Genomic DNA, 17,493 nt, shown 5'->3' with positions numbered 1-17,493 from the left:
GCGCTTTTTACACATTCTTTGTCTATTTTTGTATAAGTTTTTGCAAACCAGTCACGCATGAATGCTATCTTAGCCGCTTACTTCGCTTTCGCAGTTTGGCCCCAATAGCGGCTTATTCTTCATATATAAGTAGCAACTTATTTACTGCATATAAATAAGTTGTGTAAATCATCAATTTGGAATTTTCCTCAATATGTTCAAACTTGATTTTTATAACAAACTAAAACGTCTTTCTTTACTCATTGGTGCATTTTCTATCACCAGTTTTTGTCTGGCCAATGATTTCCAAAATCATCCGTCTTATGCCAGTTTTAAACAAAAAACCATGCAGACCTATGGCTTGAGTGCAGCACAAGTCGATTGGGCGATGGAAGGCTCTAAAAACTTACCCAATATCATCAACATCATGAACCGCCCAGGCGAAAGTAAGCCTTGGTACGACTATAAAACCAATTTCCTTGCAGAAAGCACTATTCAGCGCGGTATGCGCTTTAAACAACAATATGCAGACACGCTCAATCGTGCTGAACAGCAATTTGGTGTACCGCAATCCATTATTTTAGGGATTCTGGGTGTAGAAACAGGTTTTGGAAGCAATAAGGGCTCTTTTGTAACCCGTGATGCCCTTGCCACCTTAGGCTTTGGTTATGAACGTCGCGCGGAATACTTTAAAGATGAACTCGCAGCACTGATCGCATGGTCATATAAAGATGGTGTGCCAACTTCTTCAATTGTTGGTTCTTATGCAGGTGCTGTTGGTTATCCGCAGTTTATGCCTAGCAATATTCCAAAATTTGGGGTCGATTATGACGGCAACGGACATATTGATCTACGCAACTCGGCAGTCGATGCCATTGGCTCCATTGCAAACTACTTGGCACAACATGGCTGGCAGCGCAATCAACCCATTGCATTTGCTGCACGATATACAGGCAACAATCCTGACAGTGTCATTGCCAAAGATTTGACCCTGCCAACACCTTATGGGGTTTTAAAATCGCAAGGCGTGATGCCAATGAATCCAATTGTGCAAATAGATGACCTCGACTTGGTCAATGTCATTCAATTACAAGAAAATTATGGTCATATCTACTATATAACCTACCCAAATTTTCAGGTGATTACGACTTATAACCGTAGCCGTATGTATGCGACTGCACTGTGGTTATTGGGCACTGAAATTGCGAGTCGCTAAGTACAAATTTAAATATAAAACCAAAAAGTCAAGAAATATTTTTGACAATTTGATCACAAAACAAACTTTTTACATATAGTGTTACAATATTGATTATTTTTTAATCAAATAGAGTTGGTTTTTGGTACTTTTTGTCATTATTTTCGTATAAAGACTAGACACCTTTAGTGAGGGATGAATATTATCCATGTCGTCAAATGTAGTCGAAAAAGTGAAATTACAGACAGGATTACCACTATTTCAATCAGTTAAGAGCGAAATAAGTTAAAAATTCTGTCTTCAGGAGTTCAAACCATGCATAGTTCACTTAAATACTTACTTGCACTTTCTGCAGCTGTTGCCCTAAGTCAGTCGCAAGCTGAAATGGTGCAATCATCATTCAACAATGATAATGAGTCATCTAGCCTAGCTGCGCGTGTACTCAACAAAGAAGCACAAAGTTTTAATTCACATTTCTCAAATTTGAATAGCCTTTCAATCACCGAACGTTCAGGCGACCAAATCCGTCGTCAAACGATTGCAGCGAAAATTGAAATTCCTGCTGAAGAGCCTTCAGTGATTGAAAAGTTAAATACAGTGGCATCGAACACTGTACGTAAATTTAGCCAAACAGGTATGGCATCTTGGTACGGTCGTCAATTCCACGGTCGTAAAACTGCAAGCGGTGAAACGTTCGACATGAACGCAATGACTGCTGCACACCGTAGCCTGCCGCTAAACTGCTATATTCGCGTAACCAATAAAAACAATGGTAAAAGCGTTGTAGTTAAAGTAAATGACCGTGGTCCATTCCATGGCAACCGTGTACTCGATCTTTCTTATGGCGCTGCAAAACAATTGGGCATCACCAATGCAGGTACTGCCAAAGTAAGCATTGAGCGTATTGACGGTCCAAACTCTTAAGATTCGCTTACACGACTTCACATTTGACTTGAAAGCCACAGCAATGTGGCTTTTTTAATGCCTGTAAGATTTACAGTCATCCCATACATGTCTGCACCAAGAAGATCCACACAAATTTTGTTGCCACTTCATTTTGAAAATATGAATACTGTTTTGACCACCTCTCTGTTCTCAGTTATATTTTAGACAATCAAACAATAACAACGGATGATCGGTCTACAGGAGTAGTACATGAAGACAGTAAGTGAGTGGCTAGATGAATACAGCGAGAGCCATCAAAATAAAACCAATAAATTAATTCACTGGGTTTGCGTACCAACAATCTTTTTTTCGATTGTCGGTATCTTGGCACATTTCAGTGCTTTACTGACAACCTTACTTCTGGTGCTCAGTTTTATTTTTTATGCACGTTTAGACTTGGTTCTTGCAGTTGCAATGGCAGCGTTAATGTTGGTAATGGCATGGCTGATTTATGTTTTGCCTGTTGGAATGGGTTTTTATATCGCAATTTTTGTTTTGGCGTGGATTGGGCAGTTTTATGGTCACAAAATTGAAGGGAAAAAGCCTTCATTCTTCAAAGACCTCCAATTCCTCCTCATTGGCCCAATTTGGTGCATGGATGCCTATTTAGGTAAAATCCTACCCTCTTGGAAAACACGTCGTAAAACCAGCATTATGAGCGTTTAAGCGCCATATCCTATTTTCATTATCGGAAGAACCGTTATTGATAGGTTCTTCCTTGATGTTTTAACCATCCACCCACGTGTTTATTTGCTGGATCATGATGCGTCCAGTGAATCACCCCACCCTTATCTGAGTATTCATATTCACCAAAAAACTCAACAGTATCACTTTTTGCAATATTGGTAATTCGTGGTGCAAGATCAATATTATGTGCAACCAATACAGTTTGCCCATTATTCAGTTTTAAAATAAATTTTTGATGACGTGAGCCTTCGTTGTCATCTGCCAACACTGCAATGACCTGCCCACTCGCACGGACTTGTAGATTACTCTGCTTACGCTCAAACGCACGCGCAATCAGCTGAACACCCTGAGCATCTTGTCCTTGCGGTGTATCTCGCTGCTGTAGGTTCGACTGTTCTTTTTCAGTTTGCGATGTGCGAGCAGTACTTGTAGATGGTGCATTTGATGTTTCAGACTGAAATTGCTGTAAATCTATGCCAAAAAATGCAGCAATTAGCACTACAATAATTGCGCCGATGCTTAAATTCTTTTTATTTGCCATATAACCTTCTTGTTCTGATTCCGCTCTATACGATTAAGTCAATTATTCGTAACATACTGATTTAAAATTAATATCTTTAATCTTCATCTCAATATTTATGCCACGATTGCATATTGCCAAAATCTATATTCACAAAAAAGCCCCAAAATAAATTGGGGCTTTCCTTACAAAATATTTTACCTTAAGTAAAAATTATTTTGCAGCAGCTTGAGCAGCAGCAACTTCTTCAGCGAAGCTCATTTCTGCTTTTTTCTCAATACCTTCGCCTACTTCGAAACGAACGAATTGAGCAACAGTTGTACCAGTTGCTTTTAATACTTCAGCAACTTTCTTCTCGTTGTCAATTACGTACATTTGACGATCAAGCGCAACTTCGTTCAAGTATTTTTCAACTGAACCAGTTACCATCTTCTCTACGATGTTTGCAGGCTTACCAGATTCAACTGCTTTCGCTTCTGCAATTTCTTTCTCTTTAGCGATAAGATCAGCAGGAACTTGTTCAGCAGTAACAGCAACTGGGTTGAATGCAGCAACGTGCATTGCAATACCTTTACCAGTCGCAGCATCACCTGTGTAAGAAACAACAACACCGATTTTTAAACCGTGCTTGTACACAGCAAGGTTTTCACCTTCAACGATTTGTGCACGACGAACTTGGATGTTTTCACCAATTTTTTGAACAAGTGCAACACGTGTTTCTTCAACAGTTGCGCCATCTTCAAGTTTAAGTTCAGCAATTTTAGCAGCATCAGTTTCGTTTGCAGCAAGAGCAGCAGCAGCAACTTTCGCAGAGAAACCAGCAAAGTTTTCGTCTTTTGCAACGAAGTCAGTTTGACAGTTTACTTCTAAAAGAATCGCTTTGTTGCCTTCTTGAACGATTGTGATTGCACCGTCAGCAGCAATGTTACCTGCTTTTTTAGCAGCTTTTGCTTGACCAGATTTACGAAGGTTGTCAATCGCTAATTCGATGTCACCGCCCGCTTCTGTTAATGCTTTTTTACATTCCATCATTGCTAGACCAGTACGATCACGCAATTCTTTAACCATGCTTGCTGTAACTGCAGTCATGTTTATCTCCTAAAATCGGTAGAAAATGAATTCTTTTTTTAACAGAAACGGCCCAGAGGGTGTCTCTTGGGCCGTCTGCATACATGACGCTTACTTTGCCACCATCACATGTCGCAAAAATGACAAGCTTACGTCAAAACGCATTAAGCCTCAGAAGCAGGAGCTTCTTCGCCTTTTGCTTGAGCATTGGCTTGAGTTTGAGCGTATTCTTTACCAGCAATGATCGCATCAGCCATTGAAGAAGCGTAAAGTGTTACTGCACGGATCGCATCGTCGTTACCCGGAATAACGTAGTCTACGTTGTCTGGGTTAGAGTTTGTATCTACGATACCGATTACAGGAATACCTAAGTTTTTAGCTTCTTTAATTGCAATTGCTTCGTGATCAACGTCAATTACGAATAATGCGTCAGGTAAACCACCCATGTTTTTCACACCGCCTAAAGCGCGCTCAAGTTTTTCCATTTCACGGCTACGCTCTAAAGCTTCACGTTTAGTAAGCTTAGCAAAAGTACCGTCAGTAGACTGAACTTGAAGATCTTTTAAACGGCTGATAGATTGGCGAAGTGTTTTCCAGTTCGTCAACATACCACCTAACCAACGGTGATCTACATACGGTTGACCAGCGCGTTGAGCTTGTTCACGGATGATTGCAGAAGCAGCACGTTTTGTACCAACGAACAAAACTTTGTTCTTTTTGCTAGCCAATTGGTTTGCAAAGTTCAAAGCATCATTTAACGCAGGAACAGTGTGTTCAAGGTTGATGATGTGAATTTTGTTACGCGCACCAAAGATGTATTGACGCATCTTTGGGTTCCAGAAACGTGTTTGGTGACCAAAGTGTGCGCCAGCTTGAAGAAGGTCGCGCATGCTTACGTTGTAATCTGCCATTTTCTTTACCTTAAATGTTTGGGTTAGGCCTCCATATATCCGCATTCTCCACCCCAAAGGGCACCCAGAGTAATGTGACGATATATGTGCGGATTTTTAATTTCCCTTTTACCAAGCTCTTTGAAACATATTCATAAAAAGCATTTGATAAAATGGGCGGCTATTTATACCATAGTCACACACAAATTTCCAAAAGTTTTTAAAGATCATGAACACAACTTATCAAGCACCTCGTCGACTCATCAAAACCGCAGAAGATATTGAAAAAATGCGCGTGGCAGGACGACTGGCGGCAGAAGTTTTGGAGATGATCAAAGCACACGTTAAACCAGGCGTTACTACGCTCGAACTGGATACGATTTGCCATGACTATATTGTCAATCAACAACAAGCTATTCCTGCCTGCTTAGGTTATGGTGCTGCTCCGGGTCGTCCAGCATTCCAACACACCATTTGCACATCGGTTAACCATGTGGTTTGTCACGGTATTCCGTCAGAAAGTAAAGTGCTGAAGAAAGGCGATATTTTAAATATTGATGTCACAGTCATTAAAGATGGTTTCCACGGCGATACCAATATGATGTATATCGTGGGTGGTGAAACTTCCATTTTAGCCAATCGTTTATGCAAAGTTGCCCAAGAAGCGATGTATCGCGGTATGGCAACCGTTAAACCCGGTTCAACCATTGGTGATATTGGTCATGCGATTCAAAAATATGTTGAATCTGAACGCTTTAGTGTCGTGCGTGAATATTGCGGTCATGGTATTGGGACGACCTTCCACGATGAGCCACAAGTATTGCACTATGGTCAAGCCAACACAGGCATGATTTTAGAAGAAGGTATGACTTTTACCATTGAACCAATGGTCAATGCAGGCGTATGGCAAACCAAATTACTTGGCGATAAATGGACAGTGGTGACCAAAGACCACAAATTATCGGCACAGTTTGAACACACCATTTTGGTCACCAAAGATGGCTTGGAAGTGCTAACTGCCCGCCCTGATGAAGATTTATCACGCTTTACTGCATAACGTGTTTGCAGCCAAAATCTGTCATTGGCTAAAAATTTAACCCGTATGTCAAAAAGATCAGTTCCGACTGGTCTTTTTTATTAATTTCAACGCATACAATTTCTATAAAATCTTTTTATTTCAAACCAATAGAACTTTAAAGCCATCCAATAAAACAAGCATTTTCACGTATTCAACAGTTTTGGATTTAACAAAACACCTGCACACTTTTCCAGTTATTCACAAAAGTTTAAAAAAATATCTTGTAAAAACAACAGTTTTATTTTTCCAGTCCATTTCATAATGCCTTGCATAACAATGCCGTAAATAACAACAAGCAAAATTGGACATGGAGTTCCACAATGAAAAAAACACTATGCTGTTTGGCACTGAGTAGTTTGCCAGTCATCAGTTATGCCAACTCACCTTATTTTAGTTTAAAAGATGGTGATGGTTTTAAACGCTTTTCTGTTTCGGTAGGTGCGCTGCACGTTATGCCACAAGGTAAAGCACAACCTTTTCGGGTCAATACAGCCATCCACAATGGCTACACAGCGGATGTCGGTGAGGTTCAATCGCAAACTGTAAAAGATAATTTACGTGACGGTTTTGAGCCACCCATATTATTAAGCGGAGCATTAAATTTGCTGCCTACCGTGCCTGCCAACATGAGTGGACAAGCCACAATTTCAGGTTTGGAACAATGGGATAATCCCGGTACAGGTTTAGAAGCAGATGATGTCACTACACTGGGTATCATCAGTAACTATTTCTTTACCGATAATATTTCCTTTGAAGTCAAAGGCGGCATTCCACCTAAAGTTGATTTGCAAGGCAAAGGTAAAATTTATGCACCCTTCTCCGCAATTGCACGTCCATTAGGCGGTGCGTTGGGTGAACTAGAATTACAAAATGATATTTTCATTACCGATTTAGCAGCGCATGGCCCTGCTGCTTCTGCCCGCGCATGGACACCTGCATTTGAGTTTCAATATCACTTTGGCAAAACAGGCGTAAATAAATTTCGCCCCTATGTTGGCGTCGGTTTGATGTATGCCTATTTCAATGAATTAGAAATTAATCCACGTACTGAGCAGGACTTAATTGCTTCAGGTCACATGATTGCCAATATTAAAGAAGGAAAATCAGGCGCATCTTTAGAAGGCAAACCAAGTTCAGCCAACCCAAAAGTTGAGTTAGATGCCACCGATGCGTTTGCACCTGTTGCCACCGTAGGTTTTACCTATGACTTTAATGAAAAATGGTTTGCAGTTGGTTCACTATCTTATGCACACCTTAAAAATGAAACCACCATTACGGTGACCGATGCCAAACATGGTGAATTGATTCACTCTAAAGCAGATATTGAAGTGAATCCGATCATTGCATACGCTGGCTTTGGGATGCGCTTTTAATCTCTAATTTTACTTTTCCACTTTCAACTAAATTTAAGACGGCTACGGTCGTCTTATTTTTTCTTACACTATTTAATTAAAGCAATCGCTTCTATCTTGATAACTCAATTTTATCATTTGATGAATTTTATTTTATCGCGCTCTTGAGCTGAATCGATTACCATAACAAGCTGTTAGCCATACGTGGATGCCTTATGTCGAATGCTCAATTTTCCAAACCTCTAATTTATATGTTAATTGGAAGCGCCATTATTTTGGCATTATCGCTTGGGGTTCGGCATGCATTTGGTTTGTATTTGGTGCCTATGAGCCATGAATTTGGCTGGGGACATAATGTCTTTAGTTTAGCCATTGCCATGCAAAACCTAATTTGGGGTGCAGTCCAACCCATCACAGGTGCTTTTGCAGACAAATACGGTAGTAAAATTGTAGTTGCAGTTGGTGGCGCACTGTATGCACTCGGCTTATTGCTCATGGCCGTCAGCTCGACAGGCTTATTGCTAAATTTAAGTGTGGGTTTAATTTTAGGTTTGGCACTTTCTGCAACCTCTTTCCCTGTGCTACTTTCTGCAGTAGGTCGCGCTGCTCCTCCAGAAAAGCGTAGCCTTGCAATGGGTATTGCCAGTGCTGCAGGCTCGTTTGGGCAATTTATCATGTTGCCATCGACCTTATTGTTATTACAAAGTGTAGGTTGGTCGGGCGCATTAATTGTCAGTGCGATTTTAATTGTCTTGATTGTTCCTTTGGCATGGATGCTCAAAGCACCCATGTATCAAAACCCTAATGCAAGTTCAGTCAGCCAACCCGCTTTAGGCTTTAAACAAGTTTTGGTGATTGCCAAAAACCATAAACCCTTTTGGTTTTTAGCTTTGGGCTTTTTTGTCTGTGGTTTTCAAGTGGTGTTTATCGGGATTCACTTACCTAGCTACTTAATCGATCATGGCTTTAATGCAACCACAGGCACAGTTTTTCTAGCACTCGTGGGTTTATTTAATATTGTAGGCACCTATACCGCAGGTTGGTTAGGCGGTCGCTATTCGAAACCGCACTTGCTGATGTGGCTTTACGGACTACGCGGTATTGCCATTATCGTCTTTTTAATCCTGCCTTTAAGCATCTGGACAATTTATGCATTCGGGATCATTATGGGCTTATTGTGGTTATCTACAGTGCCTTTAACCAATGGTATTGTGGCAAATATGTTTGGAATTAAATACCTGACCATGCTCAGTGGCATTGTGTTTTTCACACACCAAGTCGGCTCTTTTTTTGGTGGATGGCTTGGCGGTTTAAATCACGACCTGACAGGTAACTATAATGTTATCTGGATTGTTTCTATTGCTTTAAGTGCGTTTGCGGTCTTGGTCCATTTTTGGGTAGATGAGGAGCACGTCATTCATGATTAATTCTTTATTGAATTTTAAAGTATTGCTCACACTCGCAATCACTGCCCTTTTTGGCTTGTCGATTTTTTTATGGATGCAAACGCCACAACTGTTTGAATATTTTAATCAGGCGTTTTGTGCGCATTAAAACCCAATCTCTAAAATATTAAGTCTATTTTGCTATTCAAAATTCCGCTTTAGACATGGAGCGTCTTATGCAGATTCAATTGCATCGTGGAAGACTGATTGACCATATTCATCTTGTGGTGAGTGACCTTGAAGCAAGTCGAGCATTTTATACCGCCATCTTGGCAGTGTTGGATATTCCAGTTATGGGAACAGCCAAGGATCACTTTTGGGCAGATGAACTTTTTATCTCCTCAGTAAAAAGTCCTGCCGCACAAGGCATACTCACTGGGCGTCATCATCTCGCCTTTCAAGCTAAAAATCGTGAAATGGTCAATGCTTTCTATCTTGCAGCATTGGCACATGGCGGCAAGTGCAATGGCAAACCTGATGAACGTGCTTATCATCCTGGTTATTATGCAGCTTATGTACTTGATCCTGATGGTAACAATATTGAAGCTGTCTTTCATGGCGAAACGCCACGCAGTGCGGCATCAGTCATAATTGATATTTAACGCTCAATGTTCCACAAATCAACTTTCCCTCAATGCATAAATTTCCTTACAGCAAGTCAATAAAAAAATACCCCACAAGAATGATCTTATGGGGTGTTTTAAATTTTCTATTTTACAGTCAGCAGAATCACTTAAAACAAACGATTCATCCCATTCAAGGTCGCCACACGATACGCTTCCGCCATGGTTGGATAGTTGAATGTGGTTTCCACAAAATACTTAATGGTATTGTTCGGGCTGTTCATCACCGCCTGACCAATGTGGATAATTTCTGCCGCATTATTACCAAAGCAATGCACACCCAATACTTCTAAAGTGTCACGGTGGAATAAAATCTTCAATTCACCCACTGTATCACCCGTAATTTGCGCACGCGCTAAATGACGGAAAGATGCCTGACCAACTTCATAAGGAATTTTTTCTTCCGTCAATTCCTGCTCAGTTTTACCAATCGAAGAAATTTCTGGAATGGTATAAATACCTGTTGGAATATCGGTCACAGGCGCAACATTTTCTTCGCCACTCATATTTGCACCCGCGCAACGACCTTGGTCATAGGCAGCAGATGCCAACGAAGGCCAGCCAATCACATCACCCGCAGCATAAATATTCTCTACTTCGGTTTGATATTGATCATTCACCGTTAATTGACCACGGCTGTTTGGTTTAAGTTCTACGTTTTCCAAACCTAAACCATCGGTATTACCTGAACGTCCGTTACACCACAAAATCGCATCGGCTTTGATTTTCTTGCCACTTTGCAAATATAAAACCACGTGATCATCAAAAGTTTCTAAATGATCAATTTGCTCATTGTGGCGAATCAGCACCCCTTGCGCACGCAAGTGATATGACAAGGCATCTGAAATTTCATCATCCAAATAGCTGAGCAATTTGTGCTGAGTATTAATCAAATCAACTTTATGATCTAAACCAATGAAGATGGATGCATATTCACAACCAATCACACCCGCGCCATAAATAATAATTTTTTGAATCGAGAAATCCAAATCCAAAATTTTGTCTGAATCAAATACACGTGGATGGTTGAAATCCAACATTTCTGGACGATATGGACGGCTACCTGTCGCAATCACAATTTGCTGACACATAATGGTTTCTTTAATGCCATCTGCACCAAATACCAAGACCGTATTTTTATCTTGGATATAAGCACGACCATGATAAATCGCAATTTCATTACGGTCATAAAAGCGAGAGTGCGTTTCAACTTGCTGCTGAATAACTTTATGCGCACTTTGCAACACTTGCTTCATGGTGAACTGACGCCAATCGCCCATTTTTTTAAACATTGGGTCACGGCGATAACGGATAATATTCGACACTGTCTGACGCAATGCTTTACTTGGAATGGTACCCACATGGGTACAGTTACCGCCAAGCTGCTCACGAACATCTACAATCGCAACACGCTTACCAGATTTGGCAAGTTTCATTGCCGCGCCTTCACCCGCAGGGCCTGAACCGAGAACAACCGCATCGTACTTCACGAAAGTTCCACTAACGACCTCTTTTTTACGTGGCATTCAACGCTCCTTTTCTTTAAATCTGTCTTTTCAATGGGCTATATTATGACGTAAATCTTTTGAATTTTCTGTATTTACTGTGCATATATTACGTGATAACCACATTTTTTATATGAATATCGTTTTTACCCAATTTAAGCACAATTTCGTTATAATAACCGTCTTATGATGAAGTTAAGGTGACATTTTACTTTTGCACTTAGATTCGGTTTAATCAGACTCTATTTCACGTAAAATCTAGCCTACACTAAATCTCTCCCCTTTCAAAAACAGTGGAAAAGTTGAATATGTCTGCAAACCGTAAACCAGAACAGGGTGTCAAACTTCGTGGTGCTGAAAAAGTCGCACGTATTCCTGTAAAAGTTGTTCCTACGGTTGAAACGCCTCGTAAACCTGACTGGATTCGGGTCAAAATGACGGCACCAGAAGAAGTTCAACGTATTAAAACCACTTTGCGTCAGCAAAAATTGCACACCGTTTGTGAAGAAGCCGCTTGTCCAAACCTTCCAGAATGCTTTGGTGGTGGTACAGCAACCTTTATGATCATGGGTGATATTTGTACCCGTCGCTGCCCGTTCTGTGATGTTGCGCATGGTCGTCCAAATGCACTAGATCCTGAAGAACCTCGTCACATGGCAGAAACCATTGCCAACTTAGGCTTAAAATATGCCGTGATCACCTCTGTAGACCGTGATGACTTGTTAGATGGTGGTGCACAACATTTTGTCGATTGTATTAAAGAAGCCCGCTCTTTAAGCCCAAATACGTTGTTAGAAATTTTGGTGCCAGACTTCCGTGGTCGTATAGATATTGCACTACGCATTATGACCGAATGTCCGCCAGATGTTTTTAACCACAACATTGAAACTGTGCCACGCTTATATAAAGCCATGCGTCCGGGTTCAGACTATCAGCACTCTTTGAACTTGCTGAAAATGTTTAAAGAATATTGCCCAGATATTCCAACCAAATGCGGTTTGATGGTAGGTATTGGAGAATCTGAAGAAGAAGTTATTGCACTGTTAGATGATCTTAAAGCGCACGATGTAGATTATGTGACCATTGGTCAATATTTACAGCCATCTAAAGAACATGCGCCAATTGACCGCTTTGTAACACCTGAAGAATTTGAGCGTTATACAGCGCATGGTCAAAAGTTAGGTTTTAAAAATATTTGGGCTGCGCCAATGGTACGTTCAAGTTATTTTGCAGACCGTCAATATTATGGTGAACCTGTACCAACAGTACGTCGTAAAGCCGACCCTGCTAAAAAAATTAGCGTGCAAACCATTGAAGCTTAACACTCGCTTATTTCAAAATTTGCGATAAAGCTAAAACAGCCCCGACTTTATGTTCGGGGTTTTTTATACCTTGTGGATATATTAAAAATAGATAGATGTGAATATTTTTTGATGGTCTACGACCAAGTGCGCATGGTGTCATCGCCATAAATTGTTAATCTATGCACTTAATCTATACACCGAGCTCAAACAATAAAACAGGGATAGTAAAATGTCACAACAAGACTATGACAATGGCTTAAAAGTTCGCACTGAAGTCATGGGCGAAAGCTTTGTAAAACGCGCACAGGACAACACTGTACCATTTACCCAACCTTTGCAGGACTGGATTAATGAACATGCATGGGGTTCAACTTGGCAACGTGAAGGTGTGTTACCACGCAAATATCGTTCCTTAATTACTATCGCCTTTTTAACTGCTTTAAAAAGCCCGACAGAGCTTAAAGGACATATTCGTGGTGCGCTAAATAACGGGGCAAGTGTCGAAGAAATTCAGGAAGTCTTGTTACACAGCTTGCCTTATTGTGGCGCACCTGCAACTCAGGAAGCTTTTCGCGCAGCGTTGGAAGTTTTGGCAGAACATACTGCAAATACTTAAACGCAATCTAAATCAAAAAATATAAACGCTCGACATTTCACTAAAACTATTTGGTGAAATGTCGGTAGAGTTGAGTTTTAAATCCAATACACATTAAAGCTATAAAAGAACTCATTTAACTCAAAGCGCACCTGATAACCCAAATCAGTCAGCTGTGCCGATAAATTTCGAATATCTTCTAAAGGTAAATGTTTTGGCAGCACAGTAAAAACTGCGGTATTGCCCTGCTTGGCATTCTCTTCGATTAAAGACGCCAAACGCTGCTTATATAATTCAATATCTAGCTTGGCATGATCTGAATAAACTTTTGCTTGTTCAGCAGTTAAAAAATTTGCCATCTTATTGTTCTCATTATGACCATGTTTAACATTCAGCATATTGAAACTTGACGATATGGCTCAAGTGATTTTTTGTTATTGTCTGCATAAACGCATGATCAATTAACCCTAATTTTTTAAAAAAAATCACACCGAAGATGGCTTTTTCCCAGCAGACCTTTTAGGCTATCGCACAATCTTATGTTGTAATTTTGCTGGATGACATTATGTCAGAATCTGTTTCAATCTCCCCTGCGCTAATGAACCGCGCCATTGCAGGACAAGCCGATGCCCAATTTGAAGTGGCGGTGCTGTATATGCAAAGCGATTTTAATGAAGATATTGAACTTGCCGAACAATGGGCGCTCAAAGCTGCCGCAAACGGACATATCGAAGCCATGTATTGGCTTGGTGAAGGCTATACCGTATATGCCAAAGATGTTCTAGAAGATGACCCTGAAGATGCTAAACAACATTTTGAAGATGCTTTTGTCTGGCTCAAAAAAGCCAGTGATGCACAACACCCTGCCGCTATTTTAGAGTTGGCAGGCTACTACCGTCGTGGTGATGTGGTTGAACAAGATGTCGCTCGCTCTGTGGCATTGGTACAGCAAGCAGCAGAATTGGGCGAAGTACAAGCCATGCGTGACCTTGCTTTTATTTATGCAAATGCTTTGGGTGTAGATGCTGACGAAAATAAAGCTGAATATTGGACACAAAAAGCCGATGCAGCGGAGTAATTTATTTGTCTAGCCAATCAATTGATGGGCTAGACAATTTTTGCATGACTCGAATCGTCATTGAATAAAGCTTAGACTTTGAATAACACTTAGACTTCGACCACAATTACTTGTCTGCAAATGCCCTCTTGCTGACGCTGTTGTTCAAACACAGCCGCAGGCATCGGCTCAAAACTGTCAAAGAAACAAATTTCAGCATCATCAATAGAATATAGCAATGAGTGATTGCCCACGCCTTCTAAAGTGTCGTAGTAGACAATTACAAATTTATTTTCATCAAATGCGTGCTGAATTTGCTGATAGCCGATTGCCGCCAATACAGGCAATTTAAGCTGTTCAGCTTCGGCATAACTTAACTTTTCTGCATCTTGTAAATCTGGGTCAGGGTCAGTATAAAACTGCACATTAAAGCCAAACTTTTTCAGTCCAACAGCCAAACCAATTGTGGTTGTGCCCTGCTCTGGCGTATAACCACACACTTCAATCAATTGTTGAATATCGGCATCAATTCCTAAGTGTCGTAGCAACATCCACACTGCGTAAATCCCGCCGTTGGCTTCTAAATTTGCCAACTCTTGAGGAAGCTCTAAAGCCATCATTCAATCTCAAAAATATGTTTGTAGTGATAATAAACAAAACATGATTGGAACTGAATCAATTTCCAAGTACAATATCGCGCTAGTCGAGGGATGCTGCGACGTTTTACAGGCACGAAATGTAAAATCGCCAGGCTCGACCAGCATAGCAACGCGTTTGCTATGCAAGAAACGGCATCCGCGAACTGAATGATCAATTGTTTTTTATAAGGAGATCGTGATGAACGCGGTTAATGCTTCATTTACAGATTATAAAGTTGCCGATATCACACTAGCTGATTTTGGTCGTAAAGAAATCAAACTTGCAGAAGCAGAAATGCCAGCCCTTATGGGTTTGCGTAAGCGCTACTCAGCTGCAAAACCTCTTGCAGGCGCGAAAATTCTCGGCTGTATCCACATGACCATTCAAACTGCTGTTTTAATTGAAACGCTAGTTGAATTGGGCGCAGAAGTTCGTTGGACTTCTTGTAACATCTTCTCTACTCAAGACCACGCTGCTGCAGCAATTGCTGCTTCAGGTGTGCCTGTTTTTGCTTGGAAAGGCGAAACTGAAGAAGAATATGTATGGTGTCTTGAACAACAAATTAATGTAAATGGCACACCATGGGATGCCAACATGATTTTGGACGATGGCGGTGACTTAACTGCACTTGTTCACGAAAAATATCCTGCATTATTAGAGCGCATTCACGGCATTACTGAAGAAACCACTACGGGCGTACAACGTCTAATTGAAATGTGGAAAGATGGTTCTTTAAAAGTGCCTGCAATTAACGTCAACGACTCTGTGACTAAATCTAAAAACGACAATAAATACGGTTGCCGTCACTCACTCAACGATGCGATTAAACGTGGTACAGACATGTTATTGTCTGGTCGTCGTGCATTGGTTATTGGTTATGGTGATGTAGGTAAAGGTTCTGCACAATCTTTACGTCAAGAAGGCATGATTGTTCGTGTTTCTGAAATTGACCCAATTTGTGCAATGCAAGCATGTATGGATGGTTACGAAGTTGTATCTCCGTACAAGAATGGCGTACAAACAGGCAATAAAGCAGACGTCAACCTAGAGCTTTTAGAAAATACTGACTTGATTGTGACTACAACAGGTAACTATCACGTGTGCGACGCAGCAATGCTAGATACACTTAAAGCAGGCGCTGTTGTATGTAACATTGGTCACTTCGATACTGAAATCGACACCAACTACTTACGTGGTTATAAGTGGGTTGAAGTGAAGCCACAAGTACACCAAGTGTATCGTTCAGAAAACGAAAACGATTATTTAATCTTGCTTTCTGAAGGTCGTTTAGTGAACTTGGGTAACGCAACAGGTCACCCATCACGTATTATGGATGGTTCATTTGCTAACCAAGTATTGGCACAAATGCACTTATTTGCAGAGAAATTTGCCGATCTTCCTGCCGATCAAAAACAAGCGGCAATTCGTGTTGAAATCTTACCGAAAAAACTAGACGAAGAAGTTGCTGCTGCAATGGTTGCTGGTTTTGGTGGTGTATTAACACAATTGACTCAAGTACAAGCGGACTACTTAGGTGTAGCTGTTGATGGTCCGTTTAAATCGGATGCTTATAAATACTAAGTATTTAATCCCTCTGCCTAACCCTCTCTCATAGGGAGAGGGAATGATTCATTGTTTAATGAATGAGTTAGAAGGTAAGTCCTCTCGTGAGCAAGTTTAAAACATTGCTTTTTTAAATCCAGCACACGAGAGGATTGAGCAGAGATAAAAATATAAATAAGTATTTATAACAAGGATTGAATCATGACCAAACTAGTTCCAATTTCATTTGAATTTTTCCCATCTAAAACCGATGTAGGTGCAGAAAAACTCAAAGTTGTGCATCAAGAATTACAACTTTTAAATCCAGAGTTTTTTTCTATCACTTATGGTGCAGGTGGTTCTACTCGTGAACGTACTTTATCGACCATTAGCGACTTCAATGGCAAAGGCACACCTGTAGCGCCGCACCTGTCTTGTATTGGTGATGACAAAGCGCGTATTGCTGAATTGCTTGATATTTATAAAGCACAAGGCATTGACCGCATTGTGGCTTTGCGTGGTGATTTACCTTCAGGTCAAGTTGGTTTAGGCGAATTGCCGTATGCGTCTGACTTGGTGCGTTTTATTCGTGAACATTCAGGTGATCATTTTCACATTGAAGTTGCGGCTTATCCTGAAATGCATCCACAAGCAGACCACTTTGATCAAGACATTAAAAACTTTGTCACCAAAGTAAATGCTGGTGCCAATGCTGCCATCACCCAGTTCTTTTTTAATCCAGATGCGTACTTTTACTTTGTAGAACGTATTCAAAAGCAAGGTGTGAATATTCCTGTTGCGCCTGGCATTATGCCGATTACCAATGCCAGCAATTTAATTCGCTTTGCAGATGGTACAGGTGCAGAAATTCCACGCTGGATTCGTAAGCAATTAGCAACCTATGGTGATGACACAGCTTCAATCAAAGCCTTTGGTCATGAAGTGATTATTAAACTGTGCGAACGCCTGATTGCAGGTGGTGCACCAAGTTTGCATTTTTACACCATGAACAACACCGAACCGACTCGTCAATTAGTGACAGATCTTGGTTTGGCTTAAGCTGTATTTT

The 17,493-nt window shown here is 40.7% G+C and carries 19 protein-coding genes; 13 read left to right on the top strand and 6 right to left on the bottom strand.

The annotated features are described in order from the left end of the window. Nucleotides 1–193: 193 nt before the first annotated feature. The 3 genes from mltB to FTU09_RS07975 all read left to right on the top strand — a co-directional run bounded on the left by mltB (nucleotide 194) and on the right by FTU09_RS07975 (nucleotide 2,785). Nucleotides 194–1,195 (top strand): lytic murein transglycosylase B, encoded by a 1,002-nt coding sequence (gene mltB / locus FTU09_RS07985; RefSeq protein ID WP_180044209.1) that lies wholly within the window; start codon nucleotides 194–196, stop codon nucleotides 1,193–1,195. 294 nt (nucleotides 1,196–1,489) lie between these two features. Further along, nucleotides 1,490–2,098, top strand: coding sequence for a septal ring lytic transglycosylase RlpA family protein (locus tag FTU09_RS07980; RefSeq protein ID WP_004972798.1), 609 nt, complete (start codon nucleotides 1,490–1,492; stop codon nucleotides 2,096–2,098). A gap of 231 nt (nucleotides 2,099–2,329) precedes the next feature. Then, nucleotides 2,330–2,785, top strand: a complete 456-nt coding sequence (locus FTU09_RS07975) for a DUF962 domain-containing protein (protein ID WP_154320516.1) — start codon at nucleotides 2,330–2,332, stop codon at nucleotides 2,783–2,785. Nucleotides 2,786–2,819: 34 nt separating this feature from the next. On the opposite strand, the gene FTU09_RS07970 is transcribed toward FTU09_RS07975, so the two are convergent. From FTU09_RS07970 to rpsB, 3 genes are all read right to left on the bottom strand, one after another. Continuing rightward, on the bottom strand, nucleotides 2,820–3,347 hold the full coding sequence (locus FTU09_RS07970; protein WP_180079957.1) for a DUF3465 domain-containing protein: 528 nt from the start codon (nucleotides 3,345–3,347) through the stop codon (nucleotides 2,820–2,822). 192 nt (nucleotides 3,348–3,539) lie between these two features. Continuing rightward, nucleotides 3,540–4,415: a translation elongation factor Ts gene (tsf, locus tag FTU09_RS07965; protein ID WP_004972793.1), complete on the bottom strand. Its 876-nt coding sequence runs from the start codon at nucleotides 4,413–4,415 to the stop codon at nucleotides 3,540–3,542. A 143-nt stretch (nucleotides 4,416–4,558) separates the two neighbouring features. Continuing rightward, nucleotides 4,559–5,305, bottom strand: a complete 747-nt coding sequence (gene rpsB, locus FTU09_RS07960; protein WP_004972791.1) for a 30S ribosomal protein S2 — start codon at nucleotides 5,303–5,305, stop codon at nucleotides 4,559–4,561. 208 nt (nucleotides 5,306–5,513) lie between these two features. On the opposite strand from rpsB, the gene map reads away from it, so the two are divergent. The 5 genes from map (at nucleotide 5,514) to FTU09_RS07940 (ending at nucleotide 9,761) form a co-directional block, all read left to right on the top strand. Further along, complete coding sequence (gene map / locus FTU09_RS07955) at nucleotides 5,514–6,341, top strand: type I methionyl aminopeptidase (protein ID WP_004972787.1); 828 nt, start codon at nucleotides 5,514–5,516, stop codon at nucleotides 6,339–6,341. Nucleotides 6,342–6,682: 341 nt separating this feature from the next. Further along, a complete protein-coding gene (locus FTU09_RS07950) occupies nucleotides 6,683–7,735 on the top strand; it encodes an OmpW family protein (protein WP_004972784.1) in 1,053 nt (350 codons plus the stop codon). Between the two features lie 194 nt (nucleotides 7,736–7,929). Further along, complete coding sequence (locus FTU09_RS07945; RefSeq protein ID WP_136144687.1) at nucleotides 7,930–9,141, top strand: MFS transporter; 1,212 nt, start codon at nucleotides 7,930–7,932, stop codon at nucleotides 9,139–9,141. Beyond that, nucleotides 9,134–9,268, top strand: coding sequence for a hypothetical protein (locus tag FTU09_RS13855; protein ID WP_019836563.1), 135 nt, complete (start codon nucleotides 9,134–9,136; stop codon nucleotides 9,266–9,268). Before FTU09_RS07945 ends, FTU09_RS13855 begins: the two co-directional genes overlap by 8 nt. Nucleotides 9,269–9,335: 67 nt before the next feature. Beyond that, on the top strand, nucleotides 9,336–9,761 hold the full coding sequence (locus FTU09_RS07940; RefSeq protein WP_136144686.1) for a VOC family protein: 426 nt from the start codon (nucleotides 9,336–9,338) through the stop codon (nucleotides 9,759–9,761). A gap of 131 nt (nucleotides 9,762–9,892) precedes the next feature. On the opposite strand, the gene sthA is transcribed toward FTU09_RS07940, so the two are convergent. After that, complete coding sequence (gene sthA / locus FTU09_RS07935) at nucleotides 9,893–11,308, bottom strand: Si-specific NAD(P)(+) transhydrogenase (protein WP_042068765.1); 1,416 nt, start codon at nucleotides 11,306–11,308, stop codon at nucleotides 9,893–9,895. 287 nt (nucleotides 11,309–11,595) lie between these two features. Between sthA and lipA the strand changes: the two genes are divergently transcribed. Both lipA and FTU09_RS07925 read left to right on the top strand, forming a co-directional pair. After that, complete coding sequence (gene lipA / locus FTU09_RS07930) at nucleotides 11,596–12,609, top strand: lipoyl synthase (protein ID WP_180079955.1); 1,014 nt, start codon at nucleotides 11,596–11,598, stop codon at nucleotides 12,607–12,609. A 211-nt stretch (nucleotides 12,610–12,820) separates the two neighbouring features. Beyond that, entirely contained in the window at nucleotides 12,821–13,207 is a 387-nt protein-coding gene (locus tag FTU09_RS07925) for a carboxymuconolactone decarboxylase family protein (RefSeq protein WP_004972770.1), read from the top strand. Nucleotides 13,208–13,284: 77 nt separating this feature from the next. Here the strand turns inward: FTU09_RS07925 and FTU09_RS07920 are convergent, their stop codons facing one another. Then, nucleotides 13,285–13,545 carry a hypothetical protein gene (locus FTU09_RS07920; protein ID WP_004972768.1) on the bottom strand — a complete coding sequence of 87 codons (261 nt, stop codon included), beginning with the start codon at nucleotides 13,543–13,545 and terminating at the stop codon, nucleotides 13,285–13,287. Between the two features lie 206 nt (nucleotides 13,546–13,751). Between FTU09_RS07920 and FTU09_RS07915 the strand changes: the two genes are divergently transcribed. Continuing rightward, entirely contained in the window at nucleotides 13,752–14,264 is a 513-nt protein-coding gene (locus FTU09_RS07915; RefSeq protein ID WP_131261573.1) for a tetratricopeptide repeat protein, read from the top strand. An 89-nt stretch (nucleotides 14,265–14,353) separates the two neighbouring features. Here the strand turns inward: FTU09_RS07915 and FTU09_RS07910 are convergent, their stop codons facing one another. Further along, complete coding sequence (locus FTU09_RS07910) at nucleotides 14,354–14,860, bottom strand: cysteine peptidase family C39 domain-containing protein (protein WP_178319510.1); 507 nt, start codon at nucleotides 14,858–14,860, stop codon at nucleotides 14,354–14,356. 220 nt (nucleotides 14,861–15,080) lie between these two features. On the opposite strand from FTU09_RS07910, the gene ahcY reads away from it, so the two are divergent. Then, nucleotides 15,081–16,463 (top strand): adenosylhomocysteinase, encoded by a 1,383-nt coding sequence (ahcY, locus tag FTU09_RS07905; RefSeq protein WP_179995669.1) that lies wholly within the window; start codon nucleotides 15,081–15,083, stop codon nucleotides 16,461–16,463. Between the two features lie 183 nt (nucleotides 16,464–16,646). Beyond that, nucleotides 16,647–17,483, top strand: a complete 837-nt coding sequence (metF, locus tag FTU09_RS07900) for a methylenetetrahydrofolate reductase [NAD(P)H] (protein WP_136144198.1) — start codon at nucleotides 16,647–16,649, stop codon at nucleotides 17,481–17,483. The last annotated feature ends 10 nt before the right edge of the window (nucleotides 17,484–17,493 follow it).

Origin of the sequence: Acinetobacter sp. YH12058 (assembly GCF_013419805.1) — a bacterium.
Classification (GTDB): domain Bacteria; phylum Pseudomonadota; class Gammaproteobacteria; order Pseudomonadales; family Moraxellaceae; genus Acinetobacter; species Acinetobacter towneri.
Note: the sequence above shows the minus strand (reverse complement) of the source record. Positions and strands in the feature narration are given on the sequence as shown.

What these genes read in the sequence shown, in the direction of transcription:
- mltB (WP_180044209.1), top strand. Translation starts at nt 194, where the DNA reads ATGTTCAAACTTGATTTTTATAACAAACTAAAACGTCTTTCTTTACTC.
- FTU09_RS07980 (WP_004972798.1), top strand. Translation starts at nt 1,490, where the DNA reads ATGCATAGTTCACTTAAATACTTACTTGCACTTTCTGCAGCTGTTGCC.
- FTU09_RS07975 (WP_154320516.1), top strand. Translation starts at nt 2,330, where the DNA reads ATGAAGACAGTAAGTGAGTGGCTAGATGAATACAGCGAGAGCCATCAA.
- FTU09_RS07970 (WP_180079957.1), bottom strand. Translation starts at nt 3,347, where the DNA reads ATGGCAAATAAAAAGAATTTAAGCATCGGCGCAATTATTGTAGTGCTA.
- tsf (WP_004972793.1), bottom strand. Translation starts at nt 4,415, where the DNA reads ATGACTGCAGTTACAGCAAGCATGGTTAAAGAATTGCGTGATCGTACT.
- rpsB (WP_004972791.1), bottom strand. Translation starts at nt 5,305, where the DNA reads ATGGCAGATTACAACGTAAGCATGCGCGACCTTCTTCAAGCTGGCGCA.
- map (WP_004972787.1), top strand. Translation starts at nt 5,514, where the DNA reads ATGAACACAACTTATCAAGCACCTCGTCGACTCATCAAAACCGCAGAA.
- FTU09_RS07950 (WP_004972784.1), top strand. Translation starts at nt 6,683, where the DNA reads ATGAAAAAAACACTATGCTGTTTGGCACTGAGTAGTTTGCCAGTCATC.
- FTU09_RS07945 (WP_136144687.1), top strand. Translation starts at nt 7,930, where the DNA reads ATGTCGAATGCTCAATTTTCCAAACCTCTAATTTATATGTTAATTGGA.
- FTU09_RS13855 (WP_019836563.1), top strand. Translation starts at nt 9,134, where the DNA reads ATGATTAATTCTTTATTGAATTTTAAAGTATTGCTCACACTCGCAATC.
- FTU09_RS07940 (WP_136144686.1), top strand. Translation starts at nt 9,336, where the DNA reads ATGCAGATTCAATTGCATCGTGGAAGACTGATTGACCATATTCATCTT.
- sthA (WP_042068765.1), bottom strand. Translation starts at nt 11,308, where the DNA reads ATGCCACGTAAAAAAGAGGTCGTTAGTGGAACTTTCGTGAAGTACGAT.
- lipA (WP_180079955.1), top strand. Translation starts at nt 11,596, where the DNA reads ATGTCTGCAAACCGTAAACCAGAACAGGGTGTCAAACTTCGTGGTGCT.
- FTU09_RS07925 (WP_004972770.1), top strand. Translation starts at nt 12,821, where the DNA reads ATGTCACAACAAGACTATGACAATGGCTTAAAAGTTCGCACTGAAGTC.
- FTU09_RS07920 (WP_004972768.1), bottom strand. Translation starts at nt 13,545, where the DNA reads ATGGCAAATTTTTTAACTGCTGAACAAGCAAAAGTTTATTCAGATCAT.
- FTU09_RS07915 (WP_131261573.1), top strand. Translation starts at nt 13,752, where the DNA reads ATGTCAGAATCTGTTTCAATCTCCCCTGCGCTAATGAACCGCGCCATT.
- FTU09_RS07910 (WP_178319510.1), bottom strand. Translation starts at nt 14,860, where the DNA reads ATGGCTTTAGAGCTTCCTCAAGAGTTGGCAAATTTAGAAGCCAACGGC.
- ahcY (WP_179995669.1), top strand. Translation starts at nt 15,081, where the DNA reads ATGAACGCGGTTAATGCTTCATTTACAGATTATAAAGTTGCCGATATC.
- metF (WP_136144198.1), top strand. Translation starts at nt 16,647, where the DNA reads ATGACCAAACTAGTTCCAATTTCATTTGAATTTTTCCCATCTAAAACC.